17 protein-coding genes are annotated in these 16451 nt (G+C 58.1%); 7 read left to right on the forward strand and 10 right to left on the reverse strand.

All coding sequences use genetic code 11. From position 1 onward, the window contains the following. Positions 1 to 320: 320 nt before the first annotated feature. The 4 genes from EFB11_RS14565 to EFB11_RS14580 all read left to right on the forward strand — a co-directional run bounded on the left by EFB11_RS14565 (position 321) and on the right by EFB11_RS14580 (position 5539). Complete coding sequence (locus EFB11_RS14565; RefSeq protein WP_122790941.1) at positions 321 to 2351, forward strand: BglG family transcription antiterminator; 2031 nt, start codon at positions 321 to 323, stop codon at positions 2349 to 2351. 190 nt (positions 2352 to 2541) lie between these two features. Further along, positions 2542 to 3471, forward strand: coding sequence for a 1-phosphofructokinase (pfkB, locus tag EFB11_RS14570; RefSeq protein WP_122790943.1), 930 nt, complete (start codon positions 2542 to 2544; stop codon positions 3469 to 3471). Positions 3472 to 3501: 30 nt separating this feature from the next. Then, the gene (locus EFB11_RS14575) at positions 3502 to 4764 is read left to right on the forward strand and encodes a zinc-binding dehydrogenase (protein ID WP_122790945.1); all 1263 of its coding nucleotides are present in this window, start codon (positions 3502 to 3504) and stop codon (positions 4762 to 4764) included. 22 nt (positions 4765 to 4786) lie between these two features. After that, on the forward strand, positions 4787 to 5539 hold the full coding sequence (locus EFB11_RS14580) for a DeoR/GlpR family DNA-binding transcription regulator (RefSeq protein WP_122790947.1): 753 nt from the start codon (positions 4787 to 4789) through the stop codon (positions 5537 to 5539). Between the two features lie 47 nt (positions 5540 to 5586). Here EFB11_RS14580 and EFB11_RS14585 read toward each other — a convergent pair whose 3' ends face one another. From EFB11_RS14585 to EFB11_RS14625, 9 genes are all read right to left on the reverse strand, one after another. Continuing rightward, positions 5587 to 5844 carry an HPr family phosphocarrier protein gene (locus tag EFB11_RS14585; RefSeq protein ID WP_122790948.1) on the reverse strand — a complete coding sequence of 86 codons (258 nt, stop codon included), beginning with the start codon at positions 5842 to 5844 and terminating at the stop codon, positions 5587 to 5589. Further along, positions 5841 to 7157 (reverse strand): Cof-type HAD-IIB family hydrolase, encoded by a 1317-nt coding sequence (locus EFB11_RS14590; protein WP_122790950.1) that lies wholly within the window; start codon positions 7155 to 7157, stop codon positions 5841 to 5843. Before EFB11_RS14590 ends, EFB11_RS14585 begins: the two co-directional genes overlap by 4 nt. A 102-nt stretch (positions 7158 to 7259) precedes the next feature. Beyond that, positions 7260 to 8552, reverse strand: coding sequence for an NAD(P)H-dependent oxidoreductase (locus EFB11_RS14595; protein WP_122790952.1), 1293 nt, complete (start codon positions 8550 to 8552; stop codon positions 7260 to 7262). A 146-nt stretch (positions 8553 to 8698) separates the two neighbouring features. Beyond that, entirely contained in the window at positions 8699 to 9067 is a 369-nt protein-coding gene (locus EFB11_RS14600; RefSeq protein WP_122790954.1) for a PTS glucitol/sorbitol transporter subunit IIA, read from the reverse strand. A 47-nt stretch (positions 9068 to 9114) separates the two neighbouring features. Continuing rightward, complete coding sequence (srlE, locus tag EFB11_RS14605; protein WP_122790956.1) at positions 9115 to 10134, reverse strand: PTS glucitol/sorbitol transporter subunit IIB; 1020 nt, start codon at positions 10132 to 10134, stop codon at positions 9115 to 9117. A 12-nt stretch (positions 10135 to 10146) separates the two neighbouring features. Further along, entirely contained in the window at positions 10147 to 10668 is a 522-nt protein-coding gene (gene srlA, locus EFB11_RS17250; protein ID WP_122791333.1) for a PTS glucitol/sorbitol transporter subunit IIC, read from the reverse strand. 175 nt (positions 10669 to 10843) lie between these two features. Further along, positions 10844 to 11275 carry a transcriptional regulator GutM gene (locus EFB11_RS14615; RefSeq protein ID WP_122790958.1) on the reverse strand — a complete coding sequence of 144 codons (432 nt, stop codon included), beginning with the start codon at positions 11273 to 11275 and terminating at the stop codon, positions 10844 to 10846. Beyond that, on the reverse strand, positions 11272 to 12264 hold the full coding sequence (locus EFB11_RS14620; protein ID WP_122790960.1) for a sugar-binding transcriptional regulator: 993 nt from the start codon (positions 12262 to 12264) through the stop codon (positions 11272 to 11274). The genes EFB11_RS14615 and EFB11_RS14620 overlap by 4 nt, the downstream gene beginning before the upstream one ends. 184 nt (positions 12265 to 12448) lie before the next feature. After that, positions 12449 to 12742 (reverse strand): hypothetical protein, encoded by a 294-nt coding sequence (locus EFB11_RS14625; protein ID WP_122790962.1) that lies wholly within the window; start codon positions 12740 to 12742, stop codon positions 12449 to 12451. A 104-nt stretch (positions 12743 to 12846) separates the two neighbouring features. Here EFB11_RS14625 and EFB11_RS14630 point away from each other — a divergent pair, with 104 nt between their 5' ends. The 3 genes from EFB11_RS14630 to spoVAE are packed head-to-tail and all read left to right on the forward strand — an operon-like array spanning position 12847 to position 14462. Further along, complete coding sequence (locus EFB11_RS14630) at positions 12847 to 13038, forward strand: hypothetical protein (RefSeq protein WP_122790965.1); 192 nt, start codon at positions 12847 to 12849, stop codon at positions 13036 to 13038. Positions 13039 to 13084: 46 nt separating this feature from the next. After that, on the forward strand, positions 13085 to 14095 hold the full coding sequence (gene spoVAD / locus EFB11_RS14635; protein WP_122790967.1) for a stage V sporulation protein AD: 1011 nt from the start codon (positions 13085 to 13087) through the stop codon (positions 14093 to 14095). Between the two features lie 4 nt (positions 14096 to 14099). Next, positions 14100 to 14462: a stage V sporulation protein AE gene (gene spoVAE, locus EFB11_RS14640; protein ID WP_122790968.1), complete on the forward strand. Its 363-nt coding sequence runs from the start codon at positions 14100 to 14102 to the stop codon at positions 14460 to 14462. Positions 14463 to 14539: 77 nt separating this feature from the next. On the opposite strand, the gene ptsP is transcribed toward spoVAE, so the two are convergent. Then, positions 14540 to 16237 carry a phosphoenolpyruvate--protein phosphotransferase gene (ptsP, locus tag EFB11_RS14645; protein ID WP_122790970.1) on the reverse strand — a complete coding sequence of 566 codons (1698 nt, stop codon included), beginning with the start codon at positions 16235 to 16237 and terminating at the stop codon, positions 14540 to 14542. Positions 16238 to 16451: the final 214 nt, after the last annotated feature.

The following is a 16451-nucleotide window of genomic DNA, read 5'->3' on the forward strand; positions in this document are numbered from 1 at the left end:
GAAAGGCAACTCCTTTTCTCTTTTTCTCTCGGCTTTCGTTTCGTTGCCTTTATTGTACCTGTCCGGCAGCGGCGCGGCAAGGCGAAGATACCCTGGCACTGTCCCGGAACGATGATGCCATTTTTGCGGTTTTCGGCATTTGTGCCCACTGATGCCGGGCGCAGATAGGCAGGGTGCCCAAATCGGTCCGGTATTATCCGGCCCTTTCCGCCGCCGCGGCACCAGCGGCCAGCGCCAAAATTGCGGGAGGAATCCAAGATTTTTCACGTGCTTGTGGTATAATGAACAAAACACCCATTTTAAGAAAGGAGGTGCCCCCGATGGAGCAGCCTACCCGCCTGCCCCGCTTATCCTCCAACGGCAGCCGGCTCATCCGTAAGCTGTCCGAATTGCCGCCCGTCTGGTTCACGGCTGCGGCGCTGGGCGAAAGCGTGGGCGTCAGCCGCCGCACAGTCATGCGCGAGCTGCCGGGCATGGAAAAATGGCTGGCCGCTGCCGGGTTTCGCTTAGTGCGCAGCCCCGGTCAGGGCATCCGCCTGGAAGAAGATGAATCCCGCCGCGCCGCCTTGCGCGTCCTGCTCGATGGCGGTCAGACCGCCCTGTCTCGCCGGGAGCGCATCGACCGGCTGATTGCCCTGCTGTTTGCCGAAGGAGGACCGGTCAAGACCGCCTATCTGGCCCATCAGCTGCAAATCTCCGAACACACCCTGTCGGGCGATCTGGACGCCGCAGCCGCCTGGCTGCTCGCCCGCGGCGTCACGCTGGTCCGCCGGGCCGGAGTGGGCGTCTGGCTGGAAGGTTCGCCCGAAAACCTGCGCCGCGCCATCGGCGTACGGCTGCGCCCCCAGCTGGCCCAGGTGGACTGGCGGCGCTTTTTATCCGACCGTTCGGCCGCTTCGCCTCTGGAACTGCTCGACCGGGATGATATGGCGGCTGTGGTCGGCGTTTTGCAGGATTGGGAACGCAAAGGCCGCTTTTGTTTCAGCGATAGCGCCTTTTTGTCTTTGGTGCTGCACATCACCCTGCTGGCCGGACAGATGCGCAACCAGCCTTCGCCCCAAACCGCCCCGACACGCCAACCGGGAGAACTGCTGGCCGCACTCGAGCAGGCGCTCGGCATCCGCCTGCCCGACGGGGAAGCCGCGTATCTCGACCACTGTCTGCAAGCGGCCTGCGGCAAGCGCGATTGGGATGACCCGTCGGAAATCCATCTGCAATATCTGGCATCGGTGCTCATCCAGGGTATGGAGCGCGAAACCGGCGTGGAACTGACCGGTTTTTCCACCCTGCGCGACGATTTATGCGCCCATCTGCGGCCCATGCTGGTGCGCATCCAGCGGGGTGAGCGCATCGAAAACCCCCAGCTCGAACCCATGCGCACCCAATATCCGGCGCTTTGGCAGGCCATGCGCCGGGTATGCGACCAGGCCGGACAGGCGGCTTCCCTGCCCGAAATCCCGGACGAAGAGGCCTGTTTTCTGGCCATGCACTTTGGCGCGGTGCTCGAAGAATGCGAGCGTACCCGGAGGCGGCTGCGGGCCGTGGTCGTCTGCCCGATGGGCATGGCGACCAGCCGTTTCCTGACCAGCCAGCTGGACCGCGAAGTGCCCGAGATCACGGTCGAGCGCATGTGCCCCATGCGCGGGCTGGACACCGACGCACTGCGCCGGGAAGGCATTGACCTGATTATTTCGACCGTGCCGCTCCAAGCCGATCTACCCCATATCGTGGTCGGCGCGGTCCTGCAGGAAAAAGACCGCATCCAGTTGCGCGGCATCGTGGAGGCCTTCCGCGCACGGCCCGATACCCCGCCCCGGACACAGGCGGCCCCCCAGACCGATGTGCGGTATGCCGGTGCGCTGAGCGCCTGCATCGTGGAACTGCTGGACAATCTGGTCATTCAGGATGTGCCCACGCCCCGCTCGCGCCGCGACTTCATCCGGTATGCCGCGCGGTTGTTCTGTGACACGCCCCGCGGCATCCAAAGCGTGCAGGCAGTTTTGCTCCGACGCGAAGGGCTGGGCGATACTTTCCTGCCGCCCCTGCGGGCGCTGCTGCTGCACGGCAAAACCGATGCGGTCCCCGGCTGCCGCCTGGGGTATCTGCGTCCGGCCACGCCGCTGGCCGAAGCGGGTGCTGTCATCGAGGGCGCAATCGTCATGCTGGCCCCCGCCGGGCCGGAGCCGGTCTGGCAGCAGGTCATGCAGGAGGTCAGCGCCATTCTGGTCGACCGCCCTGCCCTGCTCGACGCGCTGCGCGCCGGGGACCGGGCCCACGCCGTCCGCCTGCTTGAAACCGACCTGAGCCGCCGGTTTTGCTATGAATTGAGCCGCCCTCTCCCTCCGGGATAACCCTCCGGCGCCGTTTGCCTTTGTAAAACGGCGCCGGTCTATTTTTGTGCGAAACTCACAAAAACATTTTTCGGAAACTGTTATTTCAACAATTGCAAACCCGCTTTCTGTGTTGTTATAATACTATCAGGCTTTCGTTTTGAATATTTCGCTGGGCACGCACCCCGCTGCACCGGCAGGAGGTAATTCTGTGATCCATACGGTAACCCTAAACCCTGCGCTCGACAAAACCGTCGAGATCCCCGATTTTACGCTTGATGCGGTCAACCGTATCACCGCCATGCGCACCGACCCGGGCGGAAAAGGGCTGAACGTATCCAAAGTCATTGCCAAGCTGGGCGGTACCAGTACCGCCGTCGGCATTTTGGGCGGCTCAACCGGCCGCCGCATCGCCGACGCCATGGACGCGCTTGGCATCCCGTGCGCCTTCACCTTTGTCGAAGGAGAAACGCGCACCAACCTCAAGGTCATCGACCGCACCCGTCACACCAACACCGACCTCAACGAACCCGGCCTGACCGTCACGCCCGCCCTGCTGGACGAGATGCTCGCCCGGCTGACCGCGGACCTTCGTCCCGGCGACATCGTTGTGCTGTCGGGCAGCCTGCCGAAAGGCGCGCCGGTGGATACCTACGCCACCTGGACCGCTGCCTGTCAAAAAGCCGGTGCGCGGGTCTTTCTGGATGCCGATGGCGAACCGCTGGCCCATGGCCTTGCGGCAAAGCCCTATCTGGTCAAGCCCAACAACCATGAATTGTCCCGCCTGACCGGGCATTCGCTGGAAACAGCCGAGGCCCTGCTGGATGCCGCACGCGGCCTGATCGCTCAGGGCGTGGAACGTGTCGTGGTTTCCATGGGTGGGGACGGCGCACTGTTTGTGGGCCGTGACACCGCCTATCACGCCGAGGGACTGAACGTCCCGGTCGGCAGCACGGTCGGCGCCGGTGACAGCATGGTCGCTGCACTGGCCTATGCCGCTGAACAGGGATTAAGCGATGCAGACACCGTTGCTCTGGCGGTTGCGACCAGCGCTGCCAACGTGATGTGCAGCGGTTCGCAGGCCGCCGAACGCAGCGCGATCGACGCTCTGCTGCCGCAGGTATGTTCCCACACCCTTTGACCCAACCATTGTAAAGGAGAGTATCGAAATATGAAAGCAAAAGCCGTTCGTTTACATGCCGCCAATGACCTTCGCCTGGACACCTTTGAACTGCCTGAGATCAAGGACGATGAAATCCTGGTCAAGGTCGTATCGGACAGCATCTGCATGTCCACCTATAAATGTGCTATTCTGGGCACCGGCCACAAGCGCGTACACCCGGATGTGGCCGACCATCCGGCCATCATGGGCCATGAATTTGCTGGTGATATCGTCAAGGTCGGCGCAAAGCATGCCGACAAGTTCAAGCCCGGCATGAAATTTACCTTGCAGCCCGCGCTCAACTACAAGGGCACCATGTGGTCGCCCGGCTATTCGTATGAATTTTTCGGCGGCGATGCGACCTACTGCATCATCCCGGCCGAAGTCATGGAACTGGGCTGCCTGCTCGAATACACTGGCCGCGCCTATTATGAAGCTTCGCTGGCCGAGCCCATGAGCTGCAGCATCGGCGCGTTCAACGCCTGCTTCCACACCCGCATGGGCGTCTATGAGCACGAAATGGGCATCCGCAAGGATGGCAAGCTGGCTCTGCTGGCCGCCGCTGGCCCGATGGGCCTGGGCGCGCTGACCTATGCCCTGCACCGCGATGTACGTCCTTCGCTGATCGTTGTGACCGACATCAACGCCGACCGGCTGGCTCGGGCAGCCGAACTGTTCCCGGTCGAGGAAGCGGCCAAGGATGGCATCGAACTGCATTTTGTCAACACCGCTGACCTGGCTGACCCGGCCGCGACGCTGCGGGACATCGCAGGTGGCGACGGATTTGACGATGTGTTCTGCTATGCGCCGGTGGCGCAGGTGGTCGAACTGGCCAGCGATATTCTGGGCCGGGACGGCTGCCTGAACTTCTTCGCCGGCCCGACCGACCGCAAGTTTGCGGCCAAGCTCAACTATTACGACGTACACTACAACTCCACCCATGTCATCGGTACCACGGGCGGCAATACGGCGGATATGATCGAATCGCTCGATCTGACCGCAGCTGGCCGTATCAATCCGGCGGTCATGGTCACCCACATCGGCGGACTGGATGCAGCCGCTGAAACCACGCTCAATCTGCCCAAAATCCCGGGCGGGAAAAAACTGATCTATACCCATATCACCATGCCGCTGACGGCCATTGCCGATTTCCGCAGCAAGGGCGCCGAGGATGCACGCTTTACCGCTCTGGCGGATATCGTCGATGCGCATGCCGGATTGTGGTGTCCGGAAGCCGAGGAATACCTGCTGGCGAACTGGGTGCAGCAATAACCAAAAGGAAGGGGACGCTTCGATGCAGCAGCGCCGAAAAGAAATCGTAGAATTTGTCAACCAATGTGGAACCGTGCGGTTTTCCCAATTAAAGGAGCGGTTTCCGCAGGTGTCGGAGATGACCCTGCGCACCGACCTGAAAGCGCTGGATGAAGCCCGCAAGCTTGTGCGAGTGCATGGCGGCGCCAAATCGGTCGAAGTGATCGTGGGCACCGACGATTTCCTCCTGCGCCGCGCGCAACGGTATGTACCCGAAAAGGCGCGCATCGCACAAAAGGCGCTCACGCTGCTGCGTCCGGATACCACCATCTATCTGGATTCGGGCAGCACGACCACGGCATTTGCCCGTCTGATCCCGGATGAACGGTATCAGATCTTCACCAACAGCCTGTCGTGCGCCAGCGACCTGTGCCGCCTGACCTATGCCCGCATTTCGGTGGTCGGCGGTCTGCTCAACCGATACAGCCAGAGCCTGTATGGCATCCGCGCCATGCAGACGGTTTCGGCGGTCAATTTTGACATCGCCTTTTTGGGAACCACCTGTTATTCGGAAAAGGCTGGCTTTTCGTGCGGAATGGAGGATGAAGCCGAACTGAAACGCACGGTCATCCGCCAGGCCGAACGGGTCTATATGCTTATGGACTCGAGCAAGGCCGACCTGACCAGCACGTTTTCGTTTGCGTCCCTGCAAGATATCGATGGCATCGTGTCCGACGGTGCGCTGCCAGATGAACTCGTCCAGGCCTGCCGCCGTTTGGGCAAAGAAGTGATTTAAAAAACCCCTGCCGCTCTCCCGAAAGAGCGGCAGGGGTTTTTTGTTTTTTAGAGGTTTTCTTTGAGCATCTGCTCGAGCGCAACAGCAGCCTGTTCCTCATCTTCGCCCTCCAGGGTGAAGGTGACGGTTTCGCCGTTTTTCACAGCCAGGCCCATGACTGCAAACATCTTCTTGGCGTCTGCGGTCTTGTCGTCCTTCTTCATGGTCACGCTGCATGCAAATTCTTTCGCCTTTTTGGTCAGCACACCGGCCGGACGGGCATGGATGCCCTGCGGGTCGGTGATGGTATAGGTAATCTCTTTCATTTTTTCTCCTCCTGTGAACCGGCAGCCGGCGCCGCATCCCAGGGTGCATCCCAATCGGCACACCAGGCCTGCATGCGGTCGTCCATCGCCACCGGTGCTTTATCATTCACGCCAGGCGCCTTGGCAAAAATCAGCCGGCAGCCGGGCTTGCACTTTTGCAGATAGGGGGTATCCCGCCGCAGAATATAGAAATCACCCTGTTTGAAATGATACTCGGTCCCCTCGGCCAAATCGATGTATTTGGTCTCCCCCGCTAAAATGTAACAATATTCACTGGTGATTGTATGATAATGCGGCTGCTCCCATTTGTAATACTGGTAGCTGCTGATGCCCACCTCGATGGCTTCGTCAAACAGGAAGCCAAGCTGCTGCGGCAGCTTCAAATCGCCCGCCAGGTATTGGCGGGTGCTGTGTACCAGCGACGCTTCGATCTCGTCGGCGCGCAGGGTCTCAATGCGTCCGGTGAACCGGCCGCCCTCCTGGCCCAGAAGCAGCGTTTCTACCGCCCACGCGACCCCATCCTCTACGTTCGTGGGGGCGATGTAATTGGCCTTGGCCTTGAGCGCATCGACTGCGTTGCCCATGGCCACGCAGGTGAAGGCTTCATCGAACATGCCCAGGTCGTTTTCGCTGTCGCCGATGACCATGATCTCCTCGCTGGACAGGCCGAGCGCTTCGCGCACCGCGTGCACGGCCCGTTTTTTGTCCGCCCCTTCGGGCACGACTTCGATATAATGCGGGCCAGAGGACAGCGTCTTGACGCCCGAAATCTCGTCCAGCACGGCGCGCAGCGCCGGGATACGGGCCGGGTCGCCTACGCTGACAAAGAATTTATTGACCCGCAGATCTTTTTCCCGCAGATAGGCTTCCAGATCGTCCACGACCATCTGGGTGCTGCCGAAAAACTGCCGGTGTTCCTCGTCCATGCCGCAGTCCTCGAGCAGATGGGCATGGCTCTTCTGGCAATACGCGCGGTTGCCTGCATACGCCTGGAAGAATACATTGTGCCGGCTCAGGCAGCGGATGATGTAAGGGACCGCTTCGTCGGGCGTATGGGCTTCGTACAGCAGGCGGCCGGCGCGGTAATCTTCATACACCGCCAGACCGTTCATGGCGATAAAATATCCGTCCGCTCCAATGGCGCGGCTGGCAAAATCGGCTTCATACGCCAGACGGCCGGTCGCGATCACTGGGGTGACTCCCCGCTCGCGCGCGGCGGCAAACGCACGCACGGTGCGCGGCGAAACGGTATCCACGCCTTGCAGCAGCGTGCCGTCCAGGTCCACAAAGACCACTTTGATTTTCGGTTTCATATCATCTGCCTCCTCCGGGAAAATAGAAAAATGGGGGGCTGCCACAAACGCAAGGCGTCCACTGGCAGCCCCCCAATGGAGAGAGTTTTGAAAGTAACTCGATTAGAAGGTCATCGCATCCTGTTCCTTGCGGAGCTTATAGATCAGGGTCGAGGTGTCCAGTTCTACCATGTCGAGGGTCAGCAGCTGGCCCTTCTTGGCATCCTTGAGCATCTTAGCACCCTTGGTGACCAGACCATACGGAATGTAGCCCTTGGCGTCCGACTCTTCCTTGGTTGCGATCGAACCATAGGTGGTGTAGCCGCCGATGCCGTCGATGATTTCGCCGGCCTTGAGGTCCTTCTTGGCAACCGTGATGCACTCGGAAACCAGACCAGCCTTCGGAACGATGGTGGTCTCGCCGTCGATGACGCACTTGGCAACGGTCAGCGGGGTTTCCAGGTTGCACAGGTGGTACGGACGGTACAGGGTCCACAGCGGGCCAGGGCCCATGGAGTGGTACTGCATCTGGTAAGCGATCTCTTCGTTCTCCGTCGATACGGTTACAAATACACCCGGAGCGATACCTCTTACGTACTCAACAACGCCATGCTTGTTGAGGATACCGCCGTCTTCCTTCAGACGGTACATATCGTTCAGACCCTTGACGTCGCAAGCGATGCCGTGGCCGCCGATTACGTCCGGAACCAGGCCGGTTGCGTTGGACATTGCAGTCATTTCAACCATGGTCTTGGTGCCGTCCTTGAATGCGCAGAGCATCTTCGGGCTCATCTTGCGGCGGGTAGCTTCTTCCAGAACGGTGTCCGGGTTGCAGTCACGAGCCAGGCGGTTGTTCTTGCCCTTACCCATAACCTTAACGTCCATGCCCATAGCCTTGGCAAAGCAGTACAGCTCCATAACAGCGCCCGGCTCGTCACCAGCCGAACCAGTGTACAGAACGCCATTCTCCTCAGCCAGACGCTTCAGGTAAGGCCCGATAACAACGTCGGTCTCAACGTTCAGCATAACAACATGCTTACCGTTCTTGATCGACTCGGTTGCAACGCGTGCGCCAACATCCGGCACACCGGTTGCGTCGATTGCACACTCAACCAGGTTTACCTGGGAAATAAAGTTTGCATCTTCACAGGCAACGTACTTGCCAGCTTCCATAAAGCGGTTTGCTTCTTCGATGGTATGTGCCACAGCAATATCATCGTCCGCAACACCCGCATACTTAAATGCATGGATGGCATTTTCCACCTGAATATCCGAAACAATTGCCGGGGTGATGCCATTCATCAGGACCATCTGGGTAACCATACCGCGGCCCATCTGGCCTGCGCCAACGATACCAGTGCGGATGATCTTGCCTTCCTCCTGGCGCTTGAGCAGTTTCTCGTTCATGTTTAACATAGAAATCAGCCTCCTTAGGTTGAGAATTAACGGTAAATATGTGATATTATGGCTGAGAATTGGGCAGAAAGCAGGCAGCAGCCCACGGCGGGACTGCTGCCCGCTGCCCTGCAGTCATGAAGTGAGGTGAATTTTGGAATGGACAATCAATAGATTTCGATCGTGCCGCCCTTGACCACATCTTCGGGACGCAACGGCTCGCCTTCGAGCATGATGCAGCCCGGGCGCTCGGGTTCGCTGCCGCCCTTGAAAGACAGGGTGCAGTGGCCCAGCTGGCGCAGGGTGTGCAGTGCTTCATCGCCAACCGCGGTGATGTCATAGACCTTGTCACAGATCATCATCGTGTCACCGACTGCCGGATCTGCGGCAAGTTCGGCCTTGGTGTGCAGTACCGCGATCTCGGCCAGTTCTGCGGGTGCGTCCTCGTTGAACAGGATCATAAAGTTGCAGTCCTCGTCGGCCAGGAAGCCCAGGGCGTCCTCGCCCCAGCCGGTGATGGTTGCGCAGTATTTCATAAAAGACCTCCTAAAAATCTTGCCGCAAACGGCGGGTATGGTTCAAATTAAGCGTACAGGCCAATGCTCAGAGCAAAGGCAATCAGGACAGCGACCGGACCGGTGATGATACGGGAGTACAGAACCGCCGGTACGCCGAGTTCGATGGTTTCTGCTTCTGCTTCGCCCAGGGACAGACCAACCGGTACGAAGTCGCCGCCAACCTGTGCGTTGATGGCAAACAGAGCGGGCAGTGCGTACTGCGCCGGGATGTTGCCCATGCCGATCTGGGCGCCCAGCAGGGTGCCGACAACCTGTGCGATAACCGCGCCAGGGCCGAGTACCGGAGACAGGAACGGCAGAGCGCAGACGATGGAGATCACCAGCATGCCAGGCAGGGTTGCGCACAGCGGTGCGATGGTGTTTGCGATGACATCGCCCAGACCGGATGCGCTGATGATACCCAGAATGGTTGCGGTGAAGGCCATGAACGGCAGGACGTTGCGGATGACCATGTCGATCGATTCGCGGCCAGCCTGGAAGAACTTACCGACGACCTTACCAACACCGATACCGATCTTGGTGATAATGCCGGGTTCCTTCTCGGCACGCATGGCTGCGATTTCTTCCTTAGCCTGTGCCTTGCTCTTGGGAGCGCCCGGTTCAGCCTTGGGCTGTGCCGGAGCGGCCTGGCTAGCCGGAGCCGCAGCAACTTCGCTGTCATCGGCAAAGCTCAGGCATTCGATCTTAACATCGGAAACATAGATATCTTCGGTGATGAACTGTGCCAGCGGGCCAGCCTTGCCAACCGGCATCAGGTTTACGGTGAAGATCTTCTTCTTGGGGTATACGCCGCAGCGAGCTGTGCCGCCGCAGTCTACAACGGCTACCAGGATTTCATCATCCGGTGCACCGCCCTTGAAACCGTCGACTGCTTCGCCGCCGGTCATTTCCGCCAGCTTTGCAGCAACCGGATGGATGCCGCCGCCGGTGACGCTCAGGATCTTGTTACGCTTTCCGTCTGCCTTGACGACCAGGGGGCCACCCCAACCGCCGGAACCACGGGTGATTCTTACTGCCTTATACATGGTGACGCCTCCTTACTTACCAGCCTTTTTGATCATGTTCAGATAAATCTTCTCGGTGAGAATACCGCGAAGGAAGATCACGATCAAACCAACAACGAAATACCGGATGGCCAGGTCGCCCAGCGACAGGCCGAGTTCGGTGATACCTGCTGCAATGCCCATGTAGACGAACAATTCGCCCGGGTTGGCATGCGGGAACAGGCCGGTAACAGGATGCAGGAACGATACGCAGGAGTCGTAATAAGCGGGCTTATACTTCTCATCTACGAAACGACCAAAGGTGTAGCACATCGGGTTGCCCAGGAACATAACCGCCAGAACCGGCAGAACCAGATAACGGCCAAAGATGTTGCCGGTCATCTTCTTGGCAAAGCGCTCCACGCGTTCTTCACCGATGAGCTTGATCACCGAGTTGATCGCTGTCATCAGGCAGATGACCATCGGAATAATACCGGTCACCCAGCCCATGAAGGTCTCGCCGCCCGCCTGGAACAGCGACATAAAGCCATTGGCTACCCAACTGATGGCATTCATTAAGGATTCCATAGAATTGATCCCCTTTCAAATCATCTCTTCATGCGGACGCGCACACGTCCGTGGTCTCTTCATATATGTATAGAAACCCTCTCCCCTTTGCTGCGAACACTCTCCTCCCGGTCGGGCCCTGGACCGGTCGGGGAAGCTCCGGGTTTCCAATACACCGAATGCATTATGCCTCTACGGGCACTTGCTCTTCCTGCGGCGGATTGAGCCGCATTTCCAGCGCTTCGAGCGCCTGGATGTAACCCTTCATGCGCTTACGCTTTTTGGGGTCCATCTGACGGAAATATGCTAAAAATTCTTCCACGCTGGCGCCAACCATCCGGCGGCCGCAAACGTTTTCGCGGGGTTTGAACTTGGTCAGGAAGGTCAGGCCCTCCATGACCTCGACTCCGGTGATCGTACCGTGGCTGTCGCACGCGATCAGCACCAGATACCCGGAAAGCAAACTGCCTTTTTTCTGGCCGATGCCGACGTTGCCCAGTTTATGGACGCGTTTAACCGCCTTTTTGTAGTCGCGGATTTGAAAATACCCGCCAACCGACTGCATGGTGAACAAACTCAGTGCGATGAGAAAAAGTAACATCATTTCCTTGCTCATGCCTGCATATCCTCCTTCCGCATCTCGATCAGGCGCAGGGCGCATTCCTGTTCGGTGACCAGAATGTTGATAAATCCCCCACACAAGGCGCCGTGGATGGCTTCTGCCCTGTGTACGCCGCTGCCGATGCCAATGCGGTTTTCGACTTCGCGCAGCTGATGCAGCGGCATGCCGGCCACGCGATCATTAAAGGAACGGAACTTTTCGGTATTGCCTTCGCGATCAAAAAACTGAAGGGACAAGTCCCCGGCCACGCCTTGCGCGACCAGACCCCGGAGCTGATCCTGGGTGATGTATCCGGCACGCAACATGGTGGAACCGGCACGATTGGGAGTGCCGATGCCCATGATGACCGTTTTCACTTCCCGGTAATACTGCTGGATGCGCCGCATGGGTGCTTCCTTCATGAAGCCTTCCAGCACCACCGGGTCGGAGAAAATTGCCGGGGAAAAGAATTCTACGTATTGCCCGCCGAACAGCTGGGCAAAACTGAGTGCGATCTGATTGGAATGGATGTTGACCGTTGCGCTGCGGCCCGAACTGATGCCGCCCAGAATGGGGACAAACGTGCAGCCGATGTTGTGCGCATTCGGCCGGGTGCCGCGGCAGATGTTTTGCAGTGTGACGCCCATCGAAACACCGACCACATCGCCCTCGTGCAGGTAGGTCTCCAGCAAACTCAGCGTTTCGGTGCTCAGGGCGGTCATATGCTCATAGTTGGTGGAAAGCGGACTGTTTTCCACAACCACAGCTTCTTTCAGCCCATAGAGCTGCTCAAGCTCCTGCTCCAGTTTGTTGTAGGTCAGGTGATTGGGACTGACGACTTGGATCTTGACCATGCCGGCCTCGCGGCCCGCACAAAGCATTCTGGAAACTGAAACCCGCGATACACCAAGTGTATCTGCGATCTGCTGCTGGCTGTAATCATCCTCGTAATAAAGCTTGCAACATTTATAGATCAAGCGCGGATCATCTACAACTTTTCTCATGTTTAACTCTCCAAATGACACGGAAATGTATCGTTTTCGGAACGCTTTCTGTTGTTACTTGGAGTATAGCGTTTTCCGAAATCTTTTGCAATAGGTTCTGACCAGAACATCTGATAAAGTCAATTTGTCTGGTCTTCTTATGTTTACATCTGTAAACAATATATTTATTTCTGTTAAAATTCCCTTATGATTTTTGTACAGTTTTGCCTGTCTTTTTCCCTCCTCTTTGGTAGGATTGCGTGCGGCTTCTTTGCATATCTTGCGAATTTTTTGTGTATGGAAAGAAAAATCCTGCCGCAGCCGCGGCAGGATGATTGCCGGCTGTATGGGCGGTGGATATATGGTTTTCCCGGTCATACAGCCCGTATTTTTTGATTTTTCGCCAGATAATGGCGGTTTTTCTCTCCGGTTGGATGTGTCCTGTCCTATTGTACAGGAATCTGACCTTTCGGTCAACAAAATCCCTATAAAAAAGCATTTTATCGGGTCCTTGCTCAAGCTCTGTTTCAGGTTTTCCAGGCAGCGTGCCCGGTATCAACCGGGACACAGTTGTGCATATTATAAAAAAAAGGAGGGTTTTTTATGCAAGCTGTTTCCCTGCCCTGTCCCTTGCCGGTGCGGCGCGCGCCGCGCATCGATCCCCTGCCCGCTTCCGGCCGGTACATTCGCCTCATAGAACCAATGGTATATTTCACCCCCATTGGGCCGCCGGTTTGCCATCCGCATTTTTTGTCTGCCGTCCCGCATAACCCGCCCCAGCCCTGGCTAAACTAACCGCAAAAACAACAGGGCTTGTACGCCCCAAGGAGGGAGATTTTGCATGGCGCAACGCATCGGACAACGCACCGTGCGCTTTGATCATCCGCCCGGTATTTTGGGTTATGCTTCGGTGGTCGGAACCAAGGAAGCCGCCGGACCCTTACGCGGCACCTTTGATGTGGTGGGCGAAGATTCGCATTTTGGCCAAAAGACCTGGGAACTGGCCGAAAGCCAGATGCAAAAGACCGCTCTGGAAACCGCAGCGCAAAAAGCCGGGGTATCGCTCGGCGGTCTGGATATGATTCTGGCGGGCGACCTGCTCAACCAGTGCATCGGCTCGGCCTTTGCTTCGGTGCAGTCCAATGTGCCCTATCTGGGGCTGTACGGAGCATGCTCAACCATGGCCGAAGGGTTAGCAGTGGGTGCCTGCCTGATCGACGGCGGCTGTGCAAACCGTCTGGCGGCCGCTGCGTCCTCCCACTTCTGCTCGGCCGAGCGGCAATACCGGTTTCCGCTCGCTTACGGCGGGCAGCGGCCGCCGACCGCCCAATGGACGGCTACGGCATCGGGCGCGGTCGTTCTGGACGGCGCGGCCAAGGACCTGTGCATCACCCATGCGGTCATTGGCCAGATGGTCGATCTGGGCGTTAAGGATGCTAACAACATGGGCGCTGCCATGGCACCAGCCGCTTATCACACGCTGTCCATGCTTTTTGAGGACCTGGACGCCCATCCGGGCGATTTTGACTGCATTGTGACCGGGGACCTGGCTGATGTGGGCGCCAGCCTGCTGGTGCGTCTGCTGGAGCAGGACGGCATCGACATCACGCCAGTCTATTCCGACTGCGGCTCCATGCTGTATGGCGACGATCAGGATGTCCATGCCGGCGGGTCGGGCTGCGGCTGCTCGGCGGCCGTGCTGTGCGGCAAGCTGCTGCGCCAGATGCAGGAAGGCACTCTCAAGCGTCTGGTCTTTGCCGGCACCGGCGCGCTGATGAGTCCGACCTCCATCCAACAGGGACAGGCCATCGCCGGGGTGTGCCACGCGGTCGTCATCGAACGGAGGGATTAACAAAATGCACTATTTGCAAGCTTTTATTACTGGTGGTATAATCTGTGCCCTGTCGCAAATCCTCATCGACAAAACCAAACTGACGCCTGCACGCATCCTGGTCAGCTATGTGGTGCTGGGCGTCATCCTGACCGGGCTGGGGCTGTATCAGCCGCTGGTCGACTGGGGCGGTGCGGGCGCGACCGTGCCGCTGCTCGGCTTTGGGTATTCCCTCGCTAAAGGGGTCGCCAAGGGCGTGGCCGAAAACGGCCTACTCGGGGTATTTACCGGCGGTGTGACCGGTGCCGCGGGTGGCATTGCCGCAGCTATTGTGTTTGGCTGTTTGTTTGCTCTGTTGTGCAAGCCAGCCGACAAATCGGGCAAGTAAAAAAATACAAGGAAGCCAATGCTTCCTTGTTGGCATACAAAAGCGCCGCAGCCAAATTGGCTGCGGCGCTGATTGTTTTAGCCCATGTTGGACTCGTTTTCGGTTGCCGATACGCCGCCGAGCAGGCTGTTTGCCAGGGTGACGCATTCTTCATAGGTGTGGTGTGCCAAGTCGCTCTTGGCCGCCAGGATGGACGAAGCGGACATGGACAGGTTGGTCACACCCAGGCCGCACAGCACGCTAGCCATGCCGCGCGAGCCAGCCATTTCGCCGCACACGCCGCATTCGATGCCGTTGGCCTTGGCAGCATCAGCTGCCATCTTAATCAGGCGCAGCACGCCCGGATGGAGCGGACGGTACAGGGACGAAATCTTATCGTTGATGCGGTCAACCGCGCACGAATACTGGATGAGGTCGTTGGTACCGATGGAGAAGAAGTCTACTTCCTTCGCCAGGATGTCGGCACAAACGGCTGCGACCGGAATCTCGATCATGATACCGATCTTGATGTCATTGTTGAAATCCTTGCCTTCGGCGCGGAGCTGTTCCTTGGCCTTTTCGACCATTGCCTTGGCATCCAGCACTTCTTCCAGCGAGGAGATCATCGGGAACATGATGCGGATATCGCCGAACGCGGAAGCACGCAGCAGCGCACGCAGCTGGGTCAGGAACAATTCTTCGCGGTCCAGGCAGATACGAATTGCACGATAGCCGAGGAACGGGTTCTGCTCCTTCTCAAGTGCCAGCGCCGGAACTTCCTTATCGCCGCCGATGTCCAGGGTACGGATGATAACCGGACGGTCGGTCATGGTCTCAGCTGCCTGCTTGTAAGCTTCGAACTGCTCGTCTTCTGCCGGCAGGTCCGGACGGTCCATAAACAGGAACTCGGAACGGAACAGGCCAACGCCTTCGCCGCCCATTTCGTCGACGCGAACTGCGTCCGCCGGGGTGCCGATGTTGCCTTCGATGATGATGCGATGGCCGTCCGAAGTAGCGCCCTTCTGATTGCGGTAGGTTTCCAGCATGCGGCGCTGTTCGTCAAACTTCGCCTTCTTGCGGTCGAACTCGTCCTCGTCTTCCTTGGCCGGGTTGACGATGATCTCACCCGTGCAGCCGTCGAGCAGGATAAAGTCGCCGTTTTCGATGATGCGTGCCTGTTCGCCTGCACCGGCAGCCGCCGGCAGACCCATGGAACGCGCCATGATGGCCGAATGGCTGGTGCGGCCGCCGATCTGGGTGATGAAGCCCATAACCGGCTTGGTGCCGACCTTGGCCGTGTCCGACGGGGTCAGGTCATTGGCAACAATGATACACGGCTCGACGATGGTGTCGATCGGGTTGTCCGATACGCCCTTGAGCACCTTGAGTACGCGCATGGAGATGTCGCCGATGTCGGCAGCACGCGCCTGCATGTACTCGTCGTCCATGGCGCGGAACATCTCCTGGAAGTTGTCACAGTTGACTTTGCAAGCATATTCGGCGCATACGCCTTCGCCCGCAATGATGTCTTTCATGCCATCGATGAAGTCCTGATCCTCGATCATCATCAGGTGTGCTTCAAAGATTTCGGCTTCGTCGCCGAGCGTCTGGCCGGCTTCTTCCAAAATGCCTTCGATTTGCTGTTTTGCGGTCTGGATCGCCGCATCCACACGAGCCTGTTCAGCAGCTACGTCCTCTACCTTCTGCTTAGTAACGCTCAGGTCGGGTTCGCGCAGGACAAATGCCTTGGCCTTGACCAGGCCCTCGGATACGCCCAATGCTTCAATTGTAATCACTTAGTATTCCATCCTTCCTCTTTCCTCAATCCCTAAGGGCTTGAGTATCACAATCTGCCCTTGTCTTACACAAAGGCCTTTTCATTATTATTTTCCATGTTTCCGGCGGCTTTGTCAAGGGAATCCCGTGGTTTTACAAACCTTGTTACAGCCACCACAGGTCTATTTACATTTTACCCAAAAATACCCTGTTTTTTTCATTCAAATATTCTAT

This window comes from Intestinibacillus sp. Marseille-P6563 (genome assembly GCF_900604335.1).
In the GTDB taxonomy this organism is placed as follows: Bacteria; Bacillota; Clostridia; order Oscillospirales; family Butyricicoccaceae; genus Butyricicoccus_B.

Bases quoted from the DNA above. Each gene is read 5' to 3' on its own strand.
- EFB11_RS14565 (WP_122790941.1), top strand. From the start codon at position 321: ATGGAGCAGCCTACCCGCCTGCCCCGCTTATCCTCCAACGGCAGCCGG.
- EFB11_RS14575 (WP_122790945.1), top strand. From the start codon at position 3,502: ATGAAAGCAAAAGCCGTTCGTTTACATGCCGCCAATGACCTTCGCCTG.
- EFB11_RS14580 (WP_122790947.1), top strand. From the start codon at position 4,787: ATGCAGCAGCGCCGAAAAGAAATCGTAGAATTTGTCAACCAATGTGGA.
- EFB11_RS14585 (WP_122790948.1), bottom strand. From the start codon at position 5,844: ATGAAAGAGATTACCTATACCATCACCGACCCGCAGGGCATCCATGCC.
- EFB11_RS14590 (WP_122790950.1), bottom strand. From the start codon at position 7,157: ATGAAACCGAAAATCAAAGTGGTCTTTGTGGACCTGGACGGCACGCTG.
- EFB11_RS14595 (WP_122790952.1), bottom strand. From the start codon at position 8,552: ATGTTAAACATGAACGAGAAACTGCTCAAGCGCCAGGAGGAAGGCAAG.
- EFB11_RS14600 (WP_122790954.1), bottom strand. From the start codon at position 9,067: ATGAAATACTGCGCAACCATCACCGGCTGGGGCGAGGACGCCCTGGGC.
- srlE (WP_122790956.1), bottom strand. From the start codon at position 10,134: ATGTATAAGGCAGTAAGAATCACCCGTGGTTCCGGCGGTTGGGGTGGC.
- srlA (WP_122791333.1), bottom strand. From the start codon at position 10,668: ATGAATGCCATCAGTTGGGTAGCCAATGGCTTTATGTCGCTGTTCCAG.
- EFB11_RS14615 (WP_122790958.1), bottom strand. From the start codon at position 11,275: ATGAGCAAGGAAATGATGTTACTTTTTCTCATCGCACTGAGTTTGTTC.
- EFB11_RS14620 (WP_122790960.1), bottom strand. From the start codon at position 12,264: ATGAGAAAAGTTGTAGATGATCCGCGCTTGATCTATAAATGTTGCAAG.
- EFB11_RS14625 (WP_122790962.1), bottom strand. From the start codon at position 12,742: ATGCTTTTTTATAGGGATTTTGTTGACCGAAAGGTCAGATTCCTGTAC.
- EFB11_RS14630 (WP_122790965.1), top strand. From the start codon at position 12,847: ATGCAAGCTGTTTCCCTGCCCTGTCCCTTGCCGGTGCGGCGCGCGCCG.
- spoVAD (WP_122790967.1), top strand. From the start codon at position 13,085: ATGGCGCAACGCATCGGACAACGCACCGTGCGCTTTGATCATCCGCCC.
- spoVAE (WP_122790968.1), top strand. From the start codon at position 14,100: ATGCACTATTTGCAAGCTTTTATTACTGGTGGTATAATCTGTGCCCTG.